Here is a 21,819-nt window from a genome sequence, read left to right on the forward strand (position 1 = left end):
CCGATCGGGGCGATATGACCCCAGTGCGTCCGCTGGCGCGCACCGCCCCTGAGCGCCCACCGGCGCCCGCGGATCAGGGCCCGCTGCCGGCGAGTGACGGGACCCTGACGTGGCTGCTTGTCGCGGCCGCGGTGATGATCGTGGGACTGGCCGTGGCCGGGCCGGAGGCGTTGCGCGCGCCGCTGGGTCTGGCCGGCACGCTTGCCGGGATGGCGGCGGTCGGCTACGGCACGTTCCGGGTCGCGCTGCCTGAGGACCGGGCGCCGTGGCGGCACCTGTGCCTGGCCGGCCTGCTGTTCCTGGCCGGGTTGATCACGCGGGTGACGGTGCCGGGCGCGGCCGTCTCGCCGCCGACCGCGGCGGCGCTGATCCCGGACGCGTTCGTGGTGCCCGGCTATCTGGTGGCGGCGTACGCGTTCGCCGACCTGCTGAGCCGCCGCCACGCCGACCGGGACGACCCCGCCTGGGTGGACGCGGCACTTGTCGGCGTGGCGTCCGCGTTCATGGCGTGGACCTACCTGGTGGCACCGTCGATCGCGCAGACCGGGCTGCCCGCGCTGCGGTTCGCGAACTCGTTCTTCCCGGTCATCGACGTGGTGCTGATCGTGCTTGTCGCGCAGCTCGCACTGGCCGGCGGCGCCCGCGCTCCGGCGCTCTGGCTGCTCATCCTCGGCGCGGGCAGCCTGTTGAGCGGCGATCTGCTCTACACGATCCGCGACGGCGCGCTTGCCGACATCTCGCCGCACCTGGTCGATGTGCTCTACACGACCTCGTTCCTGCTGTTCGGGGCCGCGACCACGCACCCGTCGATGCGCACGCTCACCGAGCCGCAGCAGACTGTGGTAAGCGCGCTGTCCCCGCTCCGGACGGCGGTGATCGCGCTTGTGGTGCTGGTCCCGGTGATCGTGACCACCGTCGAGCCGATCGGCGGTGTGCTGGATGGCGTGGTCCGGGCCACGCTCTGCGCGCTGCTTGTGTTCGCCGTGCTGTTCCGGGTGGTCAGGTCGAACGACTCCCGGGCCCGCGCCGAGAGCGCGACCCGCAGGCGTGCCACCCATGACGCGCTCACCGACCTGCCGAACCGGGAGCTGCTCACCGAGTCGATCACGGAGTGGAGCGAGGCGGCACTCGAGAACGGCAAGCAGATCAGCCTGCTCTTCATCGACCTCGACCGGTTCAAGATGATCAACGATCACTGGGGGCATCACGTCGGCGACGAGCTGCTCTGCGCGGTCGCCGGCCGGCTCAGCGAGCACGTGCGCGGCGCGGACCTGATCTGCCGGATCGGCGGCGACGAGTTCGTCATCGCGTTCGCCAGCCCGTCGCACACAGTGCTCGCGGAGGCGGTCGCGGCCCGGGTGCTTGACCTGTTCGCCAGGCCGTTCGATCTGTCGGTCGGCAGCGTGGTCGTCTCCGCCTCGATCGGGGTGGCGCGCACCGGTGGCGGCGCGGAGGCGCTGGAGCTGATCCGGGACGCGGACACCGCGATGTACAAGGCGAAGGGCTCCGGCCGGAACACCTACGCGCTCTTCGACTCCTCACTGCGCGACGAGGTCCGGGACCGGCTGCAGCTGGAGCAGGCGCTGCGCGGCGCGCTCGAACGCGGTGAGCTGTACGCGACGTACCAGCCGATCATCGCGCTGGACAGCGGTGAGCTGGACGGCTTCGAGACGCTGATGCGCTGGGAACACCCGGAGCTGGGCCCGGTCACGCCGCTGCGGTTCATCCCGGTCGCGGAGGAGACCGGCCTGATCGTCGAGTCCGGCGCCTGGCTGCTGCGCGAGTCCGCCGGCCAGGTCGCCGCCTGGCGTAGGGAGCACGGCCGTCCGCTGCACATCTCGGTAAACGTGTCAGTCCGCCAGCTGCGCGATCACGACCTGGTCGGCGTGGTCCGCGACGTGCTCGCCGACACCGGCCTGCCACCGGACGCGCTTTGGCTGGAGATCACCGAGTCCGGCGTCATGGAGGACACCGAGACCGCGCTGGCCGCGTTGAAGGCGCTGCACGACCTCGGCGTCACGCTTGCGGTAGACGACTTCGGCACCGGGTACTCGTCACTCAGCTACCTGAATCTGCTGCCGGTCGACATCGTGAAGCTGGACCGCTCGTTCGTCAGCGAGATCGGCAGCAGCGCCGCGAACGAGTCGATCGTCCGCGCCGTGCTGGCCATGGCGGACGCGCTCGGCCTGCGCGTGGTGGCCGAGGGCGTCGAGACCGCGCCGCAGCGCGACTGGCTGCGCGCCCAGGGCTGCGACCTCGCTCAGGGCTGGCTGTTCGGCAGGCCGGTGCGCGCCACAGAGACAGTCATCTGACCGCGCCTCTGTCTATAGAGCCGGTGGGCAGGGCTTCGCGGTGGGAGCGGTGACGGCGTACCGCCACCGCTTTCCGCTAGTCCTTGTCCTTCTCTTCCTTCTTCTTCTCCGCGCGCTCCAGGGCGAGGTCGAGCGCCAGCACCGCGCCGATCACCAGCAGCGGCTCCTCGCCCGCGGTGACCTCCACCGCGTACGTGTCGCGGATGGTCAGCCAGCGCTTGGAGACCTCGGCGACCTGGGTGCCGCCGCGCTCGATGACGTACTCGTGGTCGAGCAGGTCACCCTTCATCTCCAGGTCGTCCGGGCCCGGCACGTCGATCGTGAACTTCTCCCGGAACGGCGTGAACAGCTTCTTCTTGACCTCGGCGGCCTTCTCGCCGCCGATGCGGATCTCGTAGGTCGGCCGCAGCGCCACCAGGTGCCGGTGCACGCTCGCGACCTCCTGCCCGGTCAGGTCCTCGATCACGACCTTGTCCCGGACGCTGAGCACCTTGCCGTCGACGTGAAGCACCTTGTTGCCGTCGCCGTCGAGCACGTCGAAGTCGTCACCGATGGAGAAGAACTTCTCACGAATTACGAACATGACCGATTCTTACCCGGTCTGCGGCCATCTCCACCATCAGCTACTGACGGTAGGTGGAGAGGAAGATCCCGAGCCGGTTTATCGCGTCGTCAAGCACATCAGGCGGAGCGAGGAAAACCATCCGGATGTGGTCCGGCGTGTCCAGGTTGAAGCCGCTGCCGTGCGAGAGCAGCAGGTTCTGCTGTTCGAGCAGGTCGATTATCAGCTGCTCGTCGTCGCGGATCTTGTGCACGGCCGGGTCGAGCCGGGCGAAGAGGTAGAGCGCACCGTCCGGCCGCACGCAGTCCACGCCCGGGATCGACGTGATGCCCTCCCACGCGTGCCGCCGCTGCTCGTGCAGCCGCCCGCCGGGCTCGATCAGCCGCTCGATGCTCTGATACCCGCCGAGCGCGGTCTGCACCGCGTGCTGGGCCGGCACGTTCGGGCAGAGCCGCATGTTCGCAAGCAGCTGCAGGCCGTCGACGTACTCCGAGTCGCCCCCGGTGAAGCCGCTCATCGCAAGCCACCCGGAGCGGAAACCGGCCGCCCGGTACGTCTTGGACAGCCCACCCATGCTGATCACAGGTACGTCCGGCGCGAGCGCGGCCGCCGTGTGGTGCACCGCGCCGTCGAACAGGATCTTGTCGTAGATCTCGTCCGCAAGCACCATCAGCCCGTGCCGGCGGGCCAGGTCGAGCATCCCGAGAAGCGTCTCCTTCGCGTACACCGCGCCTGTCGGGTTGTTCGGGTTGATGATCACCATGGCGCGCGTGTTCGGCGTGATCTGGGCGGCCATGTGCTCGAGGTCGGGCATCCAGCCGTTCGACTCGTCGCACCTGTAGTGCACCGGCCGCCCGCCGCAGAGCGTGACCGTGGCGGTCCAGAGCGGGTAGTCCGGGCTCGGGACCAGCACCTCGTCGCCGGTGTCGATAAGCGCCTGCATGGTCATCGAGATCAGCTCGGACACGCCGTTGCCGAGCATCACGTCGTCCGGCTGCACCTCTGTCACGCCGCGCGACTGGTAGTACTGCGCGACCGCGACCCGGGCGGAGTAGATGCCACGCGCGTCGCTGTACCCCTGCGCGGCGGTCAGGTTCTGCACCACGTCCGCCATGATCGGGTCGGGCGTGTTCATGCCCCACGGCGCGGGGTTGCCGAGGTTCAGCTTCAGGATGCGATGACCCGCCGCCTCCAGCTCCTGAGCCCGCCGCAGCACCGGCCCTCGGATGTCGTACCTGACGCTCTTGAGCCGTTGCGCCTGCTTCACCGCTGATCTCCTCCCGACGAACCCGGACAGCCTACGCTTCCGCACCGCCGGAGAGCGCGCGTTCCACGGAGCCGTCCATCGCACCGGTGACACCGGCCGCCCTGACCAGCTGCCTGCCGCGACGCTTCACCGGCGGTGTCGCGGCAGGCATGCCGGAGCCGGTCAACCGGCCCGGTGCCACTTCTGGTTGGCGGTGCCGGCGCAGTCCCAGAGGTGCAGGCGGGCGCCGTCGGTGTTGTTCCAGTCCTTCAGGTCCACGCAGCGGTTCGCGGCCACGTTGACCAGGTCGCCGGCGGCGGAGAGGACGAACTGCTGGGCTCCGGTGCCGTTGCAGGTGTAGAGCTGGACGGCGGAGCCGTTTGCCGTCGCGCCGGAGGCCACGTCCATGCACTTGCCGCCGGCCTGCACCGTGTTGCCGGTGAACGTCCACTTCTGGGCTGCGGACCCGTTGCAGGTCCACATCTGCAGCGGCGCGCTGTCGACGAAGCTGCCGTTCGGCACGTCGATGCACCTGCCGTTCCAGTCGCTGACGATCGGCACGCCGTTGCCGGCCGGTGGTGGCGTGGTGCCCCCGGCGCCGAACGGGGTCAGGATGATCGACGCCGAGCGCGGGTCACCGTCGTGCACAAGCGATTCGAACGCGCCGACGTCGTCGAACGCGAACGCGTACGCCTTACCGTCCACCATCTGCTGGTGGATGATCCTGGCGTAGTGGTTGGGCGTGGCGTTCCGGTAGAACTGCGCCGCGTCAAGCGACGGCTGGGTGTCGATCGTGCCGAGCGTGCCGCGGTTCAGCGCGGCGCACAGCGTGCGGGCGATCGGCCCGACCACCTGGTCGTTCGGCGCGAACAGATCCCGGTCACAGCCCCAAACCGACGCTGACGACGGCTTGTTGAACGAGGCCACGGCCGCGCCTGAGGTGTTGGTGAAGGTCATGACGTTCCCGGAGGTACGCCCGAAGTACCTGATGCCCGGCTGGTCCAGGAACGGCGTGACAGTCAACGTCTTGCCGCTGTAGGCATTCCACGCCGACGTGATGTACGAGTCGAGGTAGGTGGTGCTCAACAGTCCCGCCTCAGCGGCCTTGCCCGGTGCGAGCGCGCGCAGCACCGTACCGTCGGAGCGGGTTTTGATCGTGTTGGCCCATCCGGCCTGTGCCCGGATCGCGGTGAACACCGCGTTGCGGCCGTCGCTCACCAGGTTGCCCTCGCGCTTCGTGGCGCCGCTCGCGCCGGTGACCGTGACCGCGTGCGGGACGGAGATCATGTCCACCTGTGTGCTGTTGAGCCACAGCCCGTCGTTGTTGTAGGTGAACTCGCTCCAGTCGAACAGGATGGTGTGGTTGGCGTCCCCGCTGTTCCACGGCGCCGGCTGGACGAACCCGTCCGGGGTGAGGAACAGCTTGAGCTTCTCGCCGAAGGAGAAGTAGATGCGCCCGGAGAAGCCGCGCGGAAACTGCACTGTGGTCGAGCCGCCGTTGCCCGGACCGCCGATCGCCACGTCCGGCGCGGGCGAGGGCGGGATCGACCCGGCCGGCCACGGGGTGAACGTGCCGGCCTGGTTGACGTAGCCGAGCCGGCCGGTGCTGAGGTTGGTGCCGATTACGTAGAGGTAGACGCCTTGGCCGCGTCCGGTGGTGTTGGCGACGGTGACCGGGAGCAGCGCCGGGCCGACCGCGATGGCGGGCGGGACGGCGGCGAGGACGATTGCCGGGATGCTCACCGCGACGGCGGCGAGCAGATGCACGAGCCTTCTTCTGATCTGCACGGAGGACTCCTCGGAGCGGGCCGACAGAAACCCGTAACTCGCCGCCGACGTGCACGGAGAGCGCTCTCAGCTTGAAACTGTAAACAAAGTGTGTCAATAGGCGGCCATCACTTCAATCTTGAAAATGACGTGGACTGCGAGTCGTCCAGGACGCGCGAGACTCCGGAACGGGCCGAGGGGATAATCGAGTGCGGCCGCGATCCAGGGCTCTATAGGGTCGCGCCATGAGCCGTGGAATCAGAGTGACAGTGCGTGGCGCCTTCGACGGCCTGACCCCGGAGCAGAAGGCCGCGCTGCTTGCCGACGCCGCCGAGCACGACTTCCTGAAGACGGCCTACACCCCCGACGGCTACCTCGCCTACGACGTGGCCGCCCGCCCGTTCTTCACGTTCCGCTACCTGATCGAGGCGGACGACGACGAGGACCTGGAGCTGACCGCGCTGCTCGGCGAGGAGCGCGCGGCCCGGTGGCTCGACGCGCACGGCTACGCCTACAAGAACCTGACGGCGGCGGCCGTCGACCCCGCGCAGACGCCGCTCGGCGCACGCCAGCGGAAGGCCGCCACCCGGCAATAGACGATTGCTCTCCCACTCCCGGCGTGGCCCGGCCCGCACGCTCCCGACGCAGTTGCCCACTCGCGTCCGGCGACCGAATGGGCTGGGGCGTGGTGAGTGGTTTCGGCTGGTCGTTATGGTTGTGGAGGGCGAGAGCAGCACTGCCGTCGTCTCGGCGGCTTTGGGTCGTGACGGCTTTGGTTCGAGGCGGCTTTGGGTCGGGGCGGCCGCGGGTCGAAGCGGCTGCGGTCTGCGCGGTCGCAAGGGCTGGCACCGAGGCCGGGAGTTTCGCAGGTGTGCGGGCTGGTCGCGGCACTCCGGCAGGTCTCAGGTCGGGCATGAAGACGGAGCCATTACCGGATCCGTATATGTCAGGACGCAGGCGACGCTCACGACCCGGCTCATCTGGTGATCCGCGGTCAGTGTCCAGGTTCGAGCGCTACGCGCCCGACATTTCGTCATCTGGGTACCTGCCTCTGCGTTTCGTCCTGACGCCGAAGGGTCAGGAAGGCCCACGTGAAGATCCTTGCGGTTCTGGTGGCCCTTATTCGAGCGCGATAAGGGCCACCAGAGCCGCAAGGATCTTGCATCCCGCCAGATGGACGCGAGATCCCGAACAGCGAACCCATCGCGGCGCGGAGTGCCCGAGCTGCCGTTGTCTCTGGCGCGGCGGCACGCGAGAGCCAAGATCGACTAACCCTGCGGCAACTCTCGGCTTCGGTGCTGGTCCTTGCGACCGCCCAAGGTGAGTTCGTCCGGCTTACCGGCCGCGTCCGCTGTCTCGGTGCCGGCCCTTGCGACAGTCCAGACCGCAGCCGCCCAGACCAGCCGCCGCTTAGACGATGACCGTGCTACCCCCGCGTGCCGCGAGACCGCCGACCAGCCGGAACGACTCGCCAGACCCTCGGCTCGCTGCCAGCCCTTCGATCGTGAGACCCCAGACCGCCGCACGCCAATGGGCAACAGACTCGCTCCCGCGGGCAAACCTCAGCGCCGGGCTCCGCTGGCGCTCCGCTCGTCGCTCGGAGCCGGTTCCGCCGCTGGTCACCGACCCCCTGTCGCGGCGATGCCGGAGGGATACCCGGGTGGGTCCGGACAACGGCTATCGTGTTGCGGTGGCGCACCTCTGCATAGATTTCGGCACGTCCAGCACGGTGGCGGTAGTGGACGGTCCCCGGGGCGTCCACCCGGTGCTGTTCGACGGAGCGCCCTCGCTGCCGTCCGGCGTCTGTGTGGACCCGGCCGGCCGGCTGCTCGTCGGGCCGGATGCCGCGCACGCGGCCCGCACCTCGCCGGAGAGCTACGAGCCGTACCCGAAACAGCGCATTGACGAGCAGTCGGTGCTGTTCGGCGGCGTGGAAGTGGCGGTGCCGAACCTGTTCGCGGCAGTGCTCCGGCGGGTGGCCGAGCAGCTGCCTGTGACACCGCAGCGGGTGACGATCACCCATCCGGCCGCGTGGGGCGGCCGACGCCGCGCTGTCCTCCGGGAGGCCGCGAAGCAGGCGGGGTGGCCGGTGGTGCGCCTGGTCAGCGAGCCGGTCGCGGCGGCGTCCTACTTCGCGCACACGGCCGGCACCACGATCCCGGTCGGCGGCAGCGTGGTCGTCTGCGACCTCGGCGCCGGAACCTACGACGCGTCAGTCATCCGCCGCACCGAGAACGGGTTCGCGCTGCTGGCGACGTCCGGGCTGTCCGACGGCGGCGGCCTGGACCTGGACGCGGCGATCGTCGCGCACCTCGGCGCGGTCTACGCGCAGAAGGACCCGGCGGCCTGGGAGCGGCTCACCGTGCCGGCCACCGCGGCGGACCGGCGTGCCTCGCGGGCACTGTGGGCGGACGTGCGGACCGGCAAGGAGATGCTGTCCCGGGCCTCGGCCACGCACATCCACCTGCCGCTGCTGGAGACCGATGCACCACTTGGCCGCGAGCAGTTCGAGGCGCTGGCCCGGCCGGTCATCGACCGTACCGTGGCAACCACCCGCCTGGTGCTCCGCGAGGCCGGGGTGGAGGCGTCCGGGCTGAGAGGCGTGCTGCTTGTCGGCGGCGCCAGCCGAGTGCCGCTTGTCGCGTCCATGCTGCACCGTGCGCTGGGCGTGGCGCCGGCCGTGATCGAGCAGCCGGAGCTGGCGGTGGCGAACGGCGCGGTCACGGCCGAGGACGTGAGCCGCACGGACCCGGAGCTGACCGCGCCCGTGACGCGGGACCGGGTGACCGCCGCAGGCGCTGTCTCCGGACCGCCCGCCACGCCACGGCAGGACCGTCCGGCGCCGCCTGCCGGCCACGGTGCGGCGGACGTGCCGTATGCCCCGCCGGCCGCCGGCATGGCACCGTCCACACCCCCGCCGGCCAGCATGGCACCGTCCACACCCCCGCAGAGCGTGCCGGCGCAGCCGCTCCCGCCGCGGGTGGACGACGGGAACGGGCTGGCGCCGACCCGGCCCTATTCGCGGTTCGAGGTGCCGGCCGGTCCGGGCCTGCCGGGGACCAGGGCGTCCGGGGCCGCGCCAGTGCCCACCGGCCTGCCGCCGAAGAAGCGTCGCAGCCCGGCCGTGCTCGCCGCCGTGCTTGTGCTCGCCGCGGCAGGAGCCGAGTATGTCGTGTACGAGAACCGCGGCGGGGCCGGGGGATCCCCGCGGGCGGGTGCGACCAACGGCGTCCCCAGTGGGGCCCCGACCGGCGGCACTCCCGGCGGTACGTCCGGCACCGGCCTGCGGAACAACAAGGGAGAGCTCCTCGACGAGCGGGTCGTGCAGGCCGTCAAGGCGGCGAACCCCGATGACCCGGACGCGTACCTCGAGCTGCCCGGCACCGACTACAGCGGACCCGGCCCGTTCAAGATGGTCGTCGACTCCGCGAACACGTCCGGCGGGCACCTGAAGCTCCGGATCCGCGAGGCGGCGGTGCAGGAGGGGGCCGCGAACAGCGACGGGGTGGGTCCGTTGTGGATCGCGTTCGCGGACGAGGCGGAGATCAGCACGATCAACGGCGGCGCGTACGCCCTTACTGACTTCGCCGCCGCGATGGCAGATCCCGACGCTGCCGACCGAACGCAGATCTGGGAGGTCACGTTCAACAAAGGACTCGGGATCACCGCCATGCACCAGCTGTAGGACGTCGACTCAGCGGGCGGCCACCACGAGCGCGAGCTCAGCCGGCCACGACGGGCGGAAGCTCAGCCGGCCACCACGAGCGGGAGCACGCCACGCAGGCCCGGGGCGGCGACAGCGGCGACCCGGGCGCCCTCGGAGCCGGGCAGGATCTCGTAGCGGCCCGGGGCGAGCGGCGCGTCCGGGACCGGCCAGTTCCACTCGTCCGCCGCCACGGCCCCGGCGAACGTCGCGGCACCGTCGCGGACCTCGATCAGCGTGCGGATCAGGCCGGCGTCGTTACGCCAGGACAGGTCGCCGAGCAGCTCGGTGACTGTCTCGCCGACCCGGCGGTGACGGTCCTGGGGATCGGTCGCCGGGGCCAGGAGCACCTGGCAGAGCGCACGCATCGCGTTGCCGCGGGCCAGCGCGGGCGGCTCGACCGGAGAATCGGCAGAGGCGGCCGGCCCGGGACGGCGGGTGAGGGCCTTGGCGAGCCGGAGCAGCGGGCCGTCGCGCCAGACGACGTAGTCACGCGCGACATCATCGGCCGGCGCCACCTCAGGCCCAGGGCGGAGGACCTCCAGCGTGGCGCGGACGGTATCCAGCGTGGCGTGGACGGCCGCGGCCTCGGCGCGCAGGGACGCGACCTCGGCGAGGAGGGCGGCAACCCCGGCGGGCGGGAGGGCCGGGTCCCGGCGGGCGCGCATCTGCTTCCTGAGCCGCATGCTCATGATCACCGATCCTAGCAGCGGTTATCGGCGCGCTCCCGGCCGTACCGTGGGAATGGCATTTAATTGGTTGTGTGTGTTGCATGCGGTGGTTAACGTATGTCCCAGCACCGAGCAAGACGGACTGAGAGAGGAGGCGGTGATGTCGAAGGCAGTAATGTTCCAGAATGCCGCAGTGTGGCATCTGCCGCACAGTTCGTCCGTGGCGACGGAGCAACCCGTCTCATCCGTCCGAGGTCCGGTGAGTTTCCGTGGCCGGCGACAGCGGCGCAGCCTGGGGTAAGGCGACTTCCCCGGCTTCACGCGCCGCCTGAGTCCGAGACCGGACCGGGCGGCTTTTCAGTGCGGAAATCGCAGACGGGTGTAGCTCAACTGGCAGAGCAACGGCCTCCAAAGCCGTAGGTTGCGGGTTCGACTCCTGCCGCCCGTGCGTATTTTAAATGCATGCAGAAGCGACAATGGAGAATTACGCGGCGGACTGTTGAAACGGGATGTGGCGTAGCTTGGTCAACGCGTCCGCTTTGGGAGCGGAAGATCCCCGGTTCGAATCCGGGCATCCCGACGATGCGGTTGTAGCACAACGGAAGTGCGGCTGCCTGCCATGCAGTAGACCGGGGTTCGACTCCCCGTAACCGCTCTCACGACGACAAACCTGAAGGGAGGATCCGGTGGACGTGCTGGTGCTGAACGCCGACCTCGGCCCGTTGCACCGGGTCAGTCTCCGCCACGCGGTGCGGATGCTCGTGCGCCGCGTGGCAGAGGTTCACGAGGCGCACCCCGACACGCAGATAGGTGTCTGGCCGGTGCCGACGGTGGTGCGGCTGGTCAGCTACGTGGTGACGCGCTGGCGTCATTCACGCGGCCCCGGCTGGTCGCGGGCCGGTGTGCTGGTCCGGGACGGCCGCCGCTGCGCCTACTGCGGCGGCCACGCCTCGACGATCGACCACGTGCTGCCCCGCTCCCGCGGCGGCCGCAACTCGTGGGTGAACACCGCCGCCGCGTGCGGCGCATGCAACCAGCGCAAGGGTGACCGCACGCCTTCCGAGGCGCGCATGCCCCTGCGATTCCGGCCGGCCGCTCCCACCTGGGCGGCAATGGCCCTGTGACGTCCCGGGCCGTGTTGAGCGCGGCCCGGGACGCCCGGTGCGGGCTGGTGCAATCGGCAGCACATCCGGCTCTGACCCGGACGATGGAGGTTCGAATCCTCCGCCCGCAGCATGGAGAGTTGGCCGAGTGGTCCAAGGCGGCGGTTTGCTACACCGCTGCAGGGGTGCACACCTCTGCCGAGGGTTCGAATCCCTCACTCTCCTCCACACCTCTGGACAGTGCGCCACCCTGCGAAGCCGGCTGCGGAGGGGCCGGCCGCCGGGTCAGGAGACCTTGATCAGGCCCCAGACCCGGTCGGCGAGGCCGCCGGACGAGTCGCCGCCCTGGTAAGGCTGCTGGGTGACGTTCGCGCCGGTGAGCAGGGACGCGGCCTGCCCGGTGGCCACGTTGATGAAGCCGTACCGGGTGTCGGCGTACCGGCGGACGGTCCAGTTCTGGTCGTTCGTGGTGCCGCAGGTGTACTGCTGCAACCGCAGGCCCGCGGTCGTCGCGGTGGTCTCCGGCCGCAGGCACAGGCCGGTGGACGCGTTGACGATCCGGAAGCGCCCGGCCGCGTTGCCGGCCTGCAGTGTCCACCGCTGGGTGGTCGCGGTGCTGATCGCCGCGTGCGTGACGAACGCGCCGGCCGTGGCGTTCGGTACCGACATGTTCGTACCGTGCCGGCTGGTGAACGTGTATGTGCTGCCGGCCGCCGGTGCGGTCTCGGTCACCGGCGTGAGCGTGAACTGCTGGGTCAGATCACCTGTGTACGGGTACTGCGCCAGCTTCGCCGGGTGCACGCCCTGACTGGTCAGCGCGTACCCGGTCAGGTAGTTGATCATCGCGTAGCGGCCGTTGCCGACCGGCTGCAGCGCCCACGCCATGCCGTTCGACTGCTCGCAGTAGTACTGCAGTGACGTGGTGCCCTGCGCGGTCTGGCTGTAGTAGTCGTCCAGGCACAGCTGGCTGGCCACGTTGACCACCTGCCAGCCGGTCGCGTAGTTGAGCAGCCAGCGCTGCGTCTGCGCGCCGGAGATCGGCCGCTGGCTGATCTCGGTCAGCGGCGCGGTGCTGCCGTTCAGCGGTTCCATCGCGTGCCCGGTCGCCGCGTTGGTGATCACGTACGACTTACCGCCGCGCAGGTGCCCGTCGTCGTTGTCCGGCGTGCTCGCCTTGATCAGGAACTCGCTGTTCGCCGAGTTCCAGTGCGTAGCCAGGTAACTGCCGGCCGCCGGGTTGGTGTGGAAGTAGTCGTCGTTGCCACAGTCGAGCAGCCGGTCGTCGTCCTTCTCCCCGCAGGTGTAGGCGCTGACCGCGGAGCCGTAACACATCAGGTCCCACTCCTCGACGCAGTGCCCGGCCCCGTCCGCGTGCGGCGCGGAGTCGCGCACCGCGCCGAACAGGTGCCCGAGCTCGTGCGCGGCCGCGTTTGCACCCCAGCAGCCGGGGCCGACCTCCAGGTAGCGAGGGCCGAGGTTCCACCGGCTGGACGAGCCCGGTGTCTCGTCGTTGTCCGGGTCGGCGCCGCCGCAGGCCGCACTGTTCTCGTCGAAGAGCATGTACTTGCGGTCGGTGCGGTTGTAGCCCTGCGCCGCCACCGCGGCCTTGATGGTGGCCCAGTCGTTGCCGGTGAACGTGCCGTTCGGCACCGTGACGTCGCGGACCACGGCCTGGCAGCCGGTACCGGCCGTCTCGGTCACGAAGCGCACGTGCCTGCTGCCGCCGGTCTTCGCGGCGCTGTCGTTGAACGCGTCGTCGACGTTCGCCATCCAGGTACGGATCGTCGGCGCGTAGAGCGGGTAGCGGCTGGCCTGGGCGGCCTCGCGGACGTAGAGCACCTCGACCCGCTTGCCGGTGACGCCGTCGCCCTCGCAGCGGACCGCGTTTGCGGCCATCTCGGCCTGTGCCACGGCGGCCGGCAGCGGCGCTGGCGCGACGCCGTCGAAGCCCGGCGGCAGCGGCTCGCGGACCATGTCGGACGGTGCGAATGCGGATGCGGGCGGTTCGGCGTGCGCCGGGCCGGCGATGGCGGCGCCGGTGGCGGCCGTCAGCACGGTGAGGACGGCGAGTACGCGTCGCGACAACGACACAGAAATCCCCCGATTTCGTCGCTTGGTCCACGATGGACCGTCGAGGATCCTACGGCCTGTGCCGGACGCATGTCGATGCGTTGATGTGCAAACCCTGCAACCAGGGCATTCGGGATGAAACGGCGGTAGCTATATGATTGTCCAATGTCTTCTAAGCGGCCGACACTCGCCGACGTCGCCGCGGATGCGGGCGTGTCCAAGGCCGCCGTCTCCCGGGTGATCAACGATGCCCCCGGCGTCGCGGACCAGACGCGCGCCCGCGTGCGGGAGGTGATCAGCCGCCTCGGCTACCGGCCGGATCCGGTGGCACGGGCCCTGGCCGCCGGGCGTGGTGAGGTCGTGGAGATGGTCGTGGTCGAGGACGCCGCGACGTTCGGGACGAGCCCGTACTACGGCCGGGTGACCGCCGGAATACTTCAGGAACTCGCCGGGAGCAACCTCCAGCTACAGGTCCACCTGGTGGATGAGTCCGGCGTGGCCGCGCTCCTCGAGCGGATCGCCGGCACCGTGAGCGTGGGTGCGGTGCTGCTCAACGTGCCGCCGGAGCGCGCGTGCGAGTTCTACGCCCGCTGCGACCGGGTGGTGTCGATGGCGACGCGTGCCCCGGCCGTGCCGTTCGTCGGTGTGGACAACGCCGGCGGGGCCTATGCGGCGGTCCGGCACCTGTTCGAGACCGGCCGCCGCCGTATCGCCGCGCTACACGGCCCGGAGGGCAACACCGACGCTGACGGGCGGCGCGAGGGTTACCGGCGTGCGGTGCACGAGTTCGGCTTGCCGGACGTCTCCGTGACCGGCACGTTCCACCGCGATTCCGGGTACGACCTGACCGCCCGGCTGTTGCACCGGGAGCCGGCGCTGGACGCGATCTTCGCCGCCAGTGACTCGCAGGCGGCGGGCGCGATGCAGGCGCTTGCCGACGCGGGCCGGCCGGTGCCGCAGGACGTGGCGATCGTGGGCTTCGACGACAGCGTGATCGCGCTGTGCACCACCCCGCCGATGTCCTCGGTCCGCCAGCCGGTCGAGGAGATGGCGGCCGCCGCGGTCCGCGCGCTGGTGAAGCGGCAATTCGCCGCGCACTGGCGTGGAGAGTTCCCCGCGGTGCTGCAGGTGCGGCGGAGTTCCGGCCCGTCAGGTCATTCTTGATCTTTGTGCGCGCGCCCGCGTACCCCCGGAAATGAGTGTGCAGAACCGCCGGGGCATCACTGTCGAATGACTCGGCGGATGGAACTTGCAATCGACGGGAACACGCTCTCCCGCAATGTGCCGGTTAGCGGTATTGTCTGTTGCTCGGGCGGTCGGACCGTGCGGCAATCGGCGTGCAGTCCGTCCGAAGCCATCCAAGCACGGGGGCCTGGAATGGATGCAATGGGATTTGCGCTGCTCGCTGTCGCGACGACGATTGAGAGATCATCACCATCGATCACCGCGCCCGCCGGCCGGGCTGGACACGGCCCGGCCGCAACGGCGCCGCACTGCGAGGCGACGCACCCGCCTGCCACCGGGCTACCGGCGGGACACCCGGCTCGGTCATGCGCGCCGTGATCCCGCCCGGCCTGGTCACGTCACCCGCGGGGCCGCGCGCGGACGCCACCGCCCAGAACCCGTCGCCGGAGGGGAGATCGATGTCCGTCCAGGCGGGCGACAGTCCACGTCAGTCCATCGGCCGGCGAATGGAACAGGTGCCGCTGTCCCTGCTCTCCGCCGTCGACTCGCCGCGGCTGGCCGGGATCGACGAGGAACACCTGCGCCTGCTTGTGCAGACGGCGGCGGAGCTGCCGCCGATCCTTGTGCACCGGGACACCCTGCGGGTCATCGACGGCGTGCACCGCCTGCGCGCCGCGGTGCTGCGCGGCGATCAGAGCATCGCGGTGCAATTCCTGGACGGCTCGCCGGACGAGGCATTCGTGCTGGGCGTGCAGGTGAACGCGCAGCATGGGCTGCCGTTGTCGCTCGCTGACCGGAAGGCGGCCGCGGCGCGCATCCTCGACGCGTTCCCGGCCTGGTCGGACCGGGCCGTCGCGCGGGTGGCCGGCCTGTCCGCGGCCACCGTCGCGACGCTTCGCATCGTCCCGGAGGCCGGCTCCGCCGGGCGTCTCGGGCAGGACGGCCGGGTCCGGCCCACGGACATGAGCCACCGGCGCCGGCTGGCCAGTGAGATGATCGCCCGGGAACCCGGGGCGTCGCTGCGGCAGGTCGCCACCGCCTGCGGGATCTCACCGATGACGGTGCGCGACGTCCGGGCGCGGATGATGCGGGGCGAGGACCCGGTGCCGAAGCCGCAGCGCGCCCGCGAGGCCGGTGTCGCCCGGCCGGACCCGCCGCGGCCTGACGAATCGCCCCGACCCGTGCGCCGCGAGCCGGACCGGAGTCCGGAGGAGGGGACCGGCGCGATCCTTCGTGGTCTGCGCAGCGATCCGTCACTGCGGTTCACCGAGCACGGGCGCGCGCTGCTGCGCTGGCTGACCCCGCGGGTCAGCGGACCGCACGGGTGGTCGCAGTTCGACGGCCAGGTGCCGCCGCACTCGCACTACGCGCTCGCCGACCTGGCCCGGGCCTGTGCCCGGGAGTGGCTGGAGTTCGCCGAGCGGCTGGAGGAGGGGGCCGTGGCCCCCGGCGCCCGGTCCGAGGACCGCCGGACGGCGGCGTGACCCGGTGTCCAACAGCTCGGAATGAGCGCTTGTACACGGGGCCGGTCTCCGATTTACGGGAACCAGTTAATTGACGCGGGAACACAAGCATTGAAGTCACGTAGAGTACCGCATTGGTATCGGCGTTTATGTATACTTTCGGCTTGGCGTCGCTTCTCGAATGCGTCCAGCCAATCACGTTTCATGAGGTCAGCCGGGGTGCTGACGGTAACTGTTCGCATAACGCGTGAGTTGCGGCGCCCGCAATGCATCTCTTACGCGTAGTCACGTGGCGGGCCGGGCCAAGGGCGTCCCGCCGCAGTATGTCAACGGGGAAAGCGGGAGAACGATGCTTAACGCACATGACGACCGGCGGAACGGACGTCCAAGGGAATCAGGCGCACGATGACCGTCCTGCAACGCGCCGGGCTCCAGGCGGAGCCACACCCCACCGGGTCTCCGACACTACGACTGTTCGGGCCGGTCGAGGTCGACGTGGGCGGCCGCTCGCTCGACCTCGGCCCACCGCAGCGCCGCGCGGTCCTGGCCTGCCTCGCGGTCTACGCCGAGACGCCGGTGCCGATCGGCCTGCTCGTGGAGCGGGTCTGGGGCGACCACCCGCCGGACGGCGCCCGCCAGGCTCTGCACGCACACATCGCCCGGTTGCGCCGCGTCCTCTCCGGTACACCGGCCGGCCCGGCCCTGCTGAACCGGCGCAATCAGGGCTACCTGCTCGACTTGGGCCGCGACAGCGTCGACATCCACCACTTCCAGCGCCTCTTCGCCGAGGCCAAGGACCCGGCGGCCGGAGACCCGCAGCGGCTGCGGCTGCTCCGCGAGGCGCTGCGGCTGTGGCGGGGCCGGCCACTGGCGGCGGTCCCGGGCGACTGGGCGTCCCGGGTACGCGAGGGGATCGACAAGCAGATCATCAGTGCTGGCGTGCTGTGGGCGCAGACCGAGCTGAGATCCGGGCAGGCCGAGGCCGCGATCGACGGGCTCAGCCGCCTGACCAGCCTCTACCCGCTGTCCGAGCCGCTGACCGCGGCCCTGATGCGTTCGCTGTGGGCGGCCGAGCGCCGCGCCGAGGCACTCCAGCACTACGCGGCCACCCGCATCCGCTTCCGGGAGGAGTTCGGCGCGGAACCGGGCCCGGCACTGAGCAACCTGCACACCGCGATCCTGCGCGGCGAGCTGGACCCGGCCGACCCGCCCGGCTCGGCAGTCACGGTCACCACGACCGCTGCCCCACCGCGCCAGCTCCCGACCGCATCCACCGGGCTGCTCGGCCGTGCCAGGGAACTCGGCGTGATCGAGGAGGCGTTCGAGTCGGCCGGCCGGATCGGCTCGGTGGCGATGGTGGCGATCGACGGCCACGCCGGTGTGGGCAAATCGGCGCTCGCGGTGCACGCCGCGCACCGGCTCGCCGACCGCTTCCCGGACGGTCAGCTCTACGTGGACCTCGGCGGCGGTGTCGTCGGCGGGCGGGGACTGGACACGGCCGAGGTGCTGAAGCGGTTCCTGCGCGCGTACGGGGTGCTGGCGGAGGAGCACCCGGACACGCCCGCCGAGGCGGCCGCGCTGTTCCGCACCGTGACCGCGGACCGGCGGCTGCTCATGGTCCTCGACCACGCGCGCGACGTCGAGCAGGTCCACCAGCTCGTGCCCGGCACGCCGGGCAGCGGTGTCCTGGTGACCAGCCGCCGGGTGCTGGCCGGCCTGGACGGCGCGACCCACCTGCCGCTCGGTGTGCTGTCCCGGCCGGCCGCGGTGGACATGCTCGCGCAGTTGATCGGCGAGGCCCGGGTCGCCGAGGCGCCGGAGGCAGCTGCTGCGCTCGCCGACCACTGCGAGAACCTTCCGCTCGCGATCCGGGTGGCCGGCGCACGACTGGCCGCGCGTCCACAGTGGCCGGTCGACGCGCTGGTCCGGCGGATGGAGTCCGTGTCGTCGCGCCTTGACGAGCTTGAGTTCGCGGGACTGAGTGTGCGGCGCAGCTTCGCCGCCTCCCACCGCGAACTGCTCGACAGTGACGACCCGGTCGACCGGCTGGCCGCCGCCGCCTTCGCCCGGCTCGGCCGATGGGACGGCCCGGCACTGACGCTGCACGATGCGGCGGCACTGCTCGCCCGCCCGGTCTGGGAGACGGAACGACTGCTTGAGCGCGTGGTCGACGTGCGACTGCTGGACAGTGCGGAGCCGGGCGTGTACCGGATGCCGCACCTGCTGCGGTCGTACGCGCACGAACAGGCACGGTGACCCACGCGGGCGATGGTCGCCCGCGGCACGACCCGAAAGGATCTACACGTGGAGATCAGACGTCTCGGCCGGTCCGGCCTGTTCGTCAGCGAGATTTCGTACGGCAACTGGATCACCCACGGCTCACAGGTGTCCGAGGAGACGGCGCACGCCTGCGTCCGTACCGCGCTGGAGCTGGGCATCAGCACCTTCGACACCGCCGACGTCTACGGCGGTGAGGGCGTCAAGGCCGAGGATGTACTCGGCCGCGCGCTGCAGGGCGTCCGCCGCGAGTCGGTGGAGATCCTGACCAAGGTCTACTGGCGCAACGGCGACGCGCCGAACGACGTCGGGCTGTCCCGCAAGCACATCATGGAATCCATCGACGCGTCCCTGCGCCGCCTGCGCACCGACCACGTCGACGTCTACCAGGCACACCGCTACGACAGGTTCACCCCGCTTGAGGAGACCATGTCGGCCTTCGCCGACGTGATCCACTCGGGCAAGGCCCACTACATCGGCGTCTCCGAGTGGCGGGGCGAGGCGATCCGCGAGGCGCATGCGCTGGCCAAGGAGTACCGCATACCGCTGATCTCCAGCCAGCCGCAGTACTCGATGCTGTGGCGGGTGCCGGAGGCCGAGGTGCTGCCGGTCTGCGAGGAACTCGGGATCAGCCAGATCGTCTGGTCACCCATGGCCCAGGGCGTGCTGACCGGCAAGTACCTGCCCGGACAGCACGTGGCCGGCTCCCGCGCCGACGAGACCGGCGGCGGCTCGATGGCCCGCTTCATGAAGGAGGAGATCCTCACCCGTGTGCAGCGCCTGCGCCCGCTGGCCGATCAGGCCGGCCTGACCATGGCGCAGCTCTCGGTCGCCTGGGTGCTGCAGAACCCGAACGTGGCCTCCGCGATCGTCGGTGCCAGCCGCCCCGACCAGCTCCGCGAGACGGTCGCGGCCGCCGGCGTCACGCTCGACGCCGACCTGATGAAGGCCATCGACGAGGTCATCGACCCGGTCGCCGAGCGTGACCCCGACCTGACCCTGATCGACCGCGGCTGGCCGCTCCCCGAGGAGGACTGACCCTCATTCGCCGTCGAAGGCGCCGTCGACATCGGACGGCGCCTTCTTCGTCGAAACAGAACCATGAGCCACAAACGCTTTTCCCGCTTCCGGCGTGGCCACTCAGCGTTGCTCCCGCGGGCAACGGTCGTCGCTGGCGCTCCTCCCTGCCGGTGCCGTCGCCGGTCACCGAAAAGCCAGAACCGGTGGCGAAAAGCCATAGCCGGCGCCGAAATGAGGAAGCGGGAGGATCGGCACCGATCCTCCCGCTCTCCTCGGCCGCGCCGCCGCGCGGCCGGTCAGCCGGCCTGGAGGGCCGGACGGCGGGGGCGGGTCAGTACCCGCTGGAGGACGCCGAGGCCGCCGCCGATCGTGCCGGCCAGCGTGACAAGTACGTGCACGCCGCTGAAGTAGACGCCGAAGACCGGCCCTTCGGAGGCGAACGCGTGCCGGTAGGTGCCCGCGTCCAGCGCGACCCCGGTGGCCGCGAGGGCCGCCGAGGGGATCGCGCCGACCGGGCCGAGCAAGGCCGGCAGCGGCAGTGCGGCGACCGCACCGACCAACAGCACGCCGCCGATGGCGCGGGGGAGCGAGTCGCCGGGCAGCTCACCCTTGCGCCAGGCGATCGTGCTGGCCCGGGCGCGGATGAACACTTTCCGCAGGATCATGCCGACCCGGTGGTCGTGCTCATGCCGGCCGCTGACCACGTCCGTGATCTTGACGGGGTAGTTGTCCGCGAGCCGGTTCCGGTAGTCGGCGGACTCGATCTCCCGCAGGTTCTCGTTGAAGCCGCCGATCTGCGCGTAGACCTTGGCCGGCACCGCGATCAGGCACGAGTGCAGTTCAAGGGTCGGCCGGTGGGTCGGCATCCACCACTTGTACATCTGCACGGCCCGGTACCGGGCCGCGGGCGTCCGCGAGTGCAGCGACTCCGGCCGCAGGATGCCGCCCACCGCCCCCAGCTCCGGGTGGTCGCGCAGCATCGTGACAGTGTTGCCGACCGCGTCCGGGTCGAGCGCGATGTCTGAGTCGACGAACAGCAGGATGTCGCCCTTGGCGTGCTCGGCGCCCCGGTTCCGCGCGGCGGACGGGCCGCGGTTCACCGGGCTGTGCACGACCGTGGTACCCATCGACGCGGCGACCTGCCGGGAGTCGTCGGTGCTGGCGTCGTCGGAGAGGATCACCTCGATCGGCGCGTAGTTCTGCGCCGCGAGCGCCGCAAGCGTGATGCGCAGCAGGTGGGCGCGGTTGTAGTGCGGAAGAATGACCGAGACCAGGGGATTGTCGCTGCTCATGGACGTCTCCTACTTCTGCGCGACCGCGATGCGGCGGCGGCCGGCGGGTTTGACGGGGACACCGGCGCGGTGGCCGCCGGTCAGCAGGTACTGCAGGATGCCGGTGCCGGCGGCGACTGCCGTGGTGAGGACCACGGCGATCCGGACCGCGGTGAAGTACAGCCCGAACAGCAGGCCGCCGTCGGTGAACGCGTACCGGTACATCCGCGGGTCCAGCCCGATGGTCAGCAGGACCAGCAGCGGGGTGGCGAGCGCCCCGAGCGGGCCGACAAGCAGCGGCAGTGGCAGCGCGAGCGCGGCGGCGAGCGCGGTCACGCTTGACAGCGCACGGTTCGGGGCGGCGGCACCACCGGGCAACTGCCGGAAGTGGGTCCAGAGCTGGATGCCGAGCCGGGTCCGCTGCCACACCTTCCGGAAGATGGTGTAGAGCGTGCGGTCGTGGTCGTGCCGGCCGTGGATGTCGCGGCTCACCCACATCTCGTACCGCTGAAGGATCCGGATGCCGTATTCCATGTCCTCGGTCCAGCGGAGCCGGGTGTTGAACGGGCCGATCGCGCGGAACGTCTCCTTCCGGGTCGCGAAGATGGCGCTGTAGAGGCCGCGGATCGGCCCGGCCTCGATCTCGTTGAACCACACGCCCTGCTCGATCGTGCGGTACCGCCCGGCCATCGTGGTCGGGATCAGCGGCACCGGTTCGTACGCGCCGCAGAACACGCCGACGTGCGGCATGCTTTCCAGGAGCGTGACGGCGGTGTCCACCGCGCGCGGGTCCATGGCGAGGTCGGAGTCCAGGAAGAACAGGATCTCGCCGGAGGCCGCGTCGACGCCCATGTTGCGGGCGACCGCCACGCCGCTGTTGACGCCGGTGCGCACGAGCGTCGCACCGAGTTCCTCGGCGATCGCGTCGGAACCGTCGGTGCTCTCGTCGTCGACCACGATCATCTGGATCGGCGTGTACGTCTGGGCGCGGATCGACTCCAGGCACAGGCGCAGTGTCCGGATGCTGTTGTAGCTGGGGACTATGACGGACACCAGCGTGTTCGCATGGCTCATGGCGGCTCCTGGGCACGATCGTTCGTCAGGCGGTTCATGGCTGCCCCACGCTAGACGCGGCCCCTGGTGCGTTTCCTTGTCGCGAGTCCACAGTC

At 70.6% G+C, this 21,819-nt stretch carries 15 protein-coding genes and 5 tRNA genes; 13 read left to right on the forward strand and 7 right to left on the reverse strand.

Features of this window, described 5'->3' with window-relative positions; all coding sequences use genetic code 11:
- The first annotated feature begins 14 nt into the window (after nt 1-14).
- Nucleotides 15-2,312 (forward strand): putative bifunctional diguanylate cyclase/phosphodiesterase, encoded by a 2,298-nt coding sequence (locus ACIA8K_RS26630; protein WP_396063851.1) that lies wholly within the window; start codon nt 15-17, stop codon nt 2,310-2,312.
- 76 nt (nt 2,313-2,388) lie between these two features.
- Here ACIA8K_RS26630 and ACIA8K_RS26635 read toward each other — a convergent pair whose 3' ends face one another.
- The 3 genes from ACIA8K_RS26635 to ACIA8K_RS26645 form a co-directional block, all read right to left on the reverse strand.
- Nucleotides 2,389-2,895: an LURP-one-related/scramblase family protein gene (locus tag ACIA8K_RS26635; protein ID WP_396063853.1), complete on the reverse strand. Its 507-nt coding sequence runs from the start codon at nt 2,893-2,895 to the stop codon at nt 2,389-2,391.
- 40 nt (nt 2,896-2,935) lie between these two features.
- Nucleotides 2,936-4,141, reverse strand: coding sequence for a pyridoxal phosphate-dependent aminotransferase (locus tag ACIA8K_RS26640; RefSeq protein ID WP_396063855.1), 1,206 nt, complete (start codon nt 4,139-4,141; stop codon nt 2,936-2,938).
- A gap of 162 nt (nt 4,142-4,303) precedes the next feature.
- Entirely contained in the window at nt 4,304-5,908 is a 1,605-nt protein-coding gene (locus ACIA8K_RS26645) for a beta-1,3-glucanase family protein (protein ID WP_396063857.1), read from the reverse strand.
- Nucleotides 5,909-6,132: 224 nt separating this feature from the next.
- Between ACIA8K_RS26645 and ACIA8K_RS26650 the strand changes: the two genes are divergently transcribed.
- Both ACIA8K_RS26650 and ACIA8K_RS26655 read left to right on the forward strand, forming a co-directional pair.
- Nucleotides 6,133-6,483 (forward strand): DUF6204 family protein, encoded by a 351-nt coding sequence (locus tag ACIA8K_RS26650; protein ID WP_396063859.1) that lies wholly within the window; start codon nt 6,133-6,135, stop codon nt 6,481-6,483.
- Nucleotides 6,484-7,577: 1,094 nt separating this feature from the next.
- A complete protein-coding gene (locus ACIA8K_RS26655; protein WP_396063861.1) occupies nt 7,578-9,572 on the forward strand; it encodes an Hsp70 family protein in 1,995 nt (664 codons plus the stop codon).
- A 62-nt stretch (nt 9,573-9,634) separates the two neighbouring features.
- On the opposite strand, the gene ACIA8K_RS26660 is transcribed toward ACIA8K_RS26655, so the two are convergent.
- The gene (locus ACIA8K_RS26660; protein WP_396063863.1) at nt 9,635-10,282 is read right to left on the reverse strand and encodes a hypothetical protein; all 648 of its coding nucleotides are present in this window, start codon (nt 10,280-10,282) and stop codon (nt 9,635-9,637) included.
- A gap of 354 nt (nt 10,283-10,636) precedes the next feature.
- Here ACIA8K_RS26660 and ACIA8K_RS26665 point away from each other — a divergent pair.
- From ACIA8K_RS26665 to ACIA8K_RS26690, 6 genes are all read left to right on the forward strand, one after another.
- Nucleotides 10,637-10,709: transfer RNA gene (locus ACIA8K_RS26665), tRNA-Trp, on the forward strand.
- Between the two features lie 57 nt (nt 10,710-10,766).
- Nucleotides 10,767-10,841: transfer RNA gene (locus ACIA8K_RS26670), tRNA-Pro, on the forward strand.
- Between the two features lie 4 nt (nt 10,842-10,845).
- Nucleotides 10,846-10,916: transfer RNA gene (locus tag ACIA8K_RS26675), tRNA-Gly, on the forward strand.
- Nucleotides 10,917-10,947: 31 nt separating this feature from the next.
- Nucleotides 10,948-11,385 (forward strand): HNH endonuclease, encoded by a 438-nt coding sequence (locus ACIA8K_RS26680; RefSeq protein WP_396063865.1) that lies wholly within the window; start codon nt 10,948-10,950, stop codon nt 11,383-11,385.
- A 38-nt stretch (nt 11,386-11,423) separates the two neighbouring features.
- Nucleotides 11,424-11,495: transfer RNA gene (locus ACIA8K_RS26685), tRNA-Gln, on the forward strand.
- Between the two features lie 3 nt (nt 11,496-11,498).
- Nucleotides 11,499-11,592, forward strand: a tRNA-Ser gene (locus tag ACIA8K_RS26690).
- A gap of 57 nt (nt 11,593-11,649) precedes the next feature.
- Here the strand turns inward: ACIA8K_RS26690 and ACIA8K_RS26695 are convergent.
- Nucleotides 11,650-13,455: an RICIN domain-containing protein gene (locus tag ACIA8K_RS26695; RefSeq protein ID WP_396063867.1), complete on the reverse strand. Its 1,806-nt coding sequence runs from the start codon at nt 13,453-13,455 to the stop codon at nt 11,650-11,652.
- Nucleotides 13,456-13,599: 144 nt separating this feature from the next.
- Between ACIA8K_RS26695 and ACIA8K_RS26700 the strand changes: the two genes are divergently transcribed.
- From ACIA8K_RS26700 to ACIA8K_RS26715, 4 genes are all read left to right on the forward strand, one after another.
- Nucleotides 13,600-14,598 carry a LacI family DNA-binding transcriptional regulator gene (locus tag ACIA8K_RS26700; RefSeq protein WP_396063869.1) on the forward strand — a complete coding sequence of 333 codons (999 nt, stop codon included), beginning with the start codon at nt 13,600-13,602 and terminating at the stop codon, nt 14,596-14,598.
- Between the two features lie 386 nt (nt 14,599-14,984).
- Complete coding sequence (locus ACIA8K_RS26705) at nt 14,985-16,103, forward strand: transcriptional regulator protein (protein WP_396063871.1); 1,119 nt, start codon at nt 14,985-14,987, stop codon at nt 16,101-16,103.
- A gap of 384 nt (nt 16,104-16,487) precedes the next feature.
- Nucleotides 16,488-18,338 carry a BTAD domain-containing putative transcriptional regulator gene (locus tag ACIA8K_RS26710; protein ID WP_396063874.1) on the forward strand — a complete coding sequence of 617 codons (1,851 nt, stop codon included), beginning with the start codon at nt 16,488-16,490 and terminating at the stop codon, nt 18,336-18,338.
- Nucleotides 18,339-18,386: 48 nt separating this feature from the next.
- On the forward strand, nt 18,387-19,397 hold the full coding sequence (locus tag ACIA8K_RS26715) for an aldo/keto reductase family protein (protein ID WP_396063876.1): 1,011 nt from the start codon (nt 18,387-18,389) through the stop codon (nt 19,395-19,397).
- Nucleotides 19,398-19,675: 278 nt separating this feature from the next.
- Here the strand turns inward: ACIA8K_RS26715 and ACIA8K_RS26720 are convergent, their stop codons facing one another.
- Together ACIA8K_RS26720 and ACIA8K_RS26725 are read right to left on the reverse strand one after the other, a co-directional pair.
- Nucleotides 19,676-20,671, reverse strand: a complete 996-nt coding sequence (locus ACIA8K_RS26720; protein ID WP_396063878.1) for a glycosyltransferase family 2 protein — start codon at nt 20,669-20,671, stop codon at nt 19,676-19,678.
- A gap of 9 nt (nt 20,672-20,680) precedes the next feature.
- Nucleotides 20,681-21,724, reverse strand: a complete 1,044-nt coding sequence (locus ACIA8K_RS26725) for a glycosyltransferase family 2 protein (RefSeq protein WP_396063880.1) — start codon at nt 21,722-21,724, stop codon at nt 20,681-20,683.
- Nucleotides 21,725-21,819 lie beyond the last annotated feature (95 nt).

The sequence above is a fragment of the Catenuloplanes sp. NPDC051500 genome (assembly GCF_044454585.1).
Lineage (GTDB): Bacteria > Actinomycetota > Actinomycetes > Mycobacteriales > Micromonosporaceae > Catenuloplanes.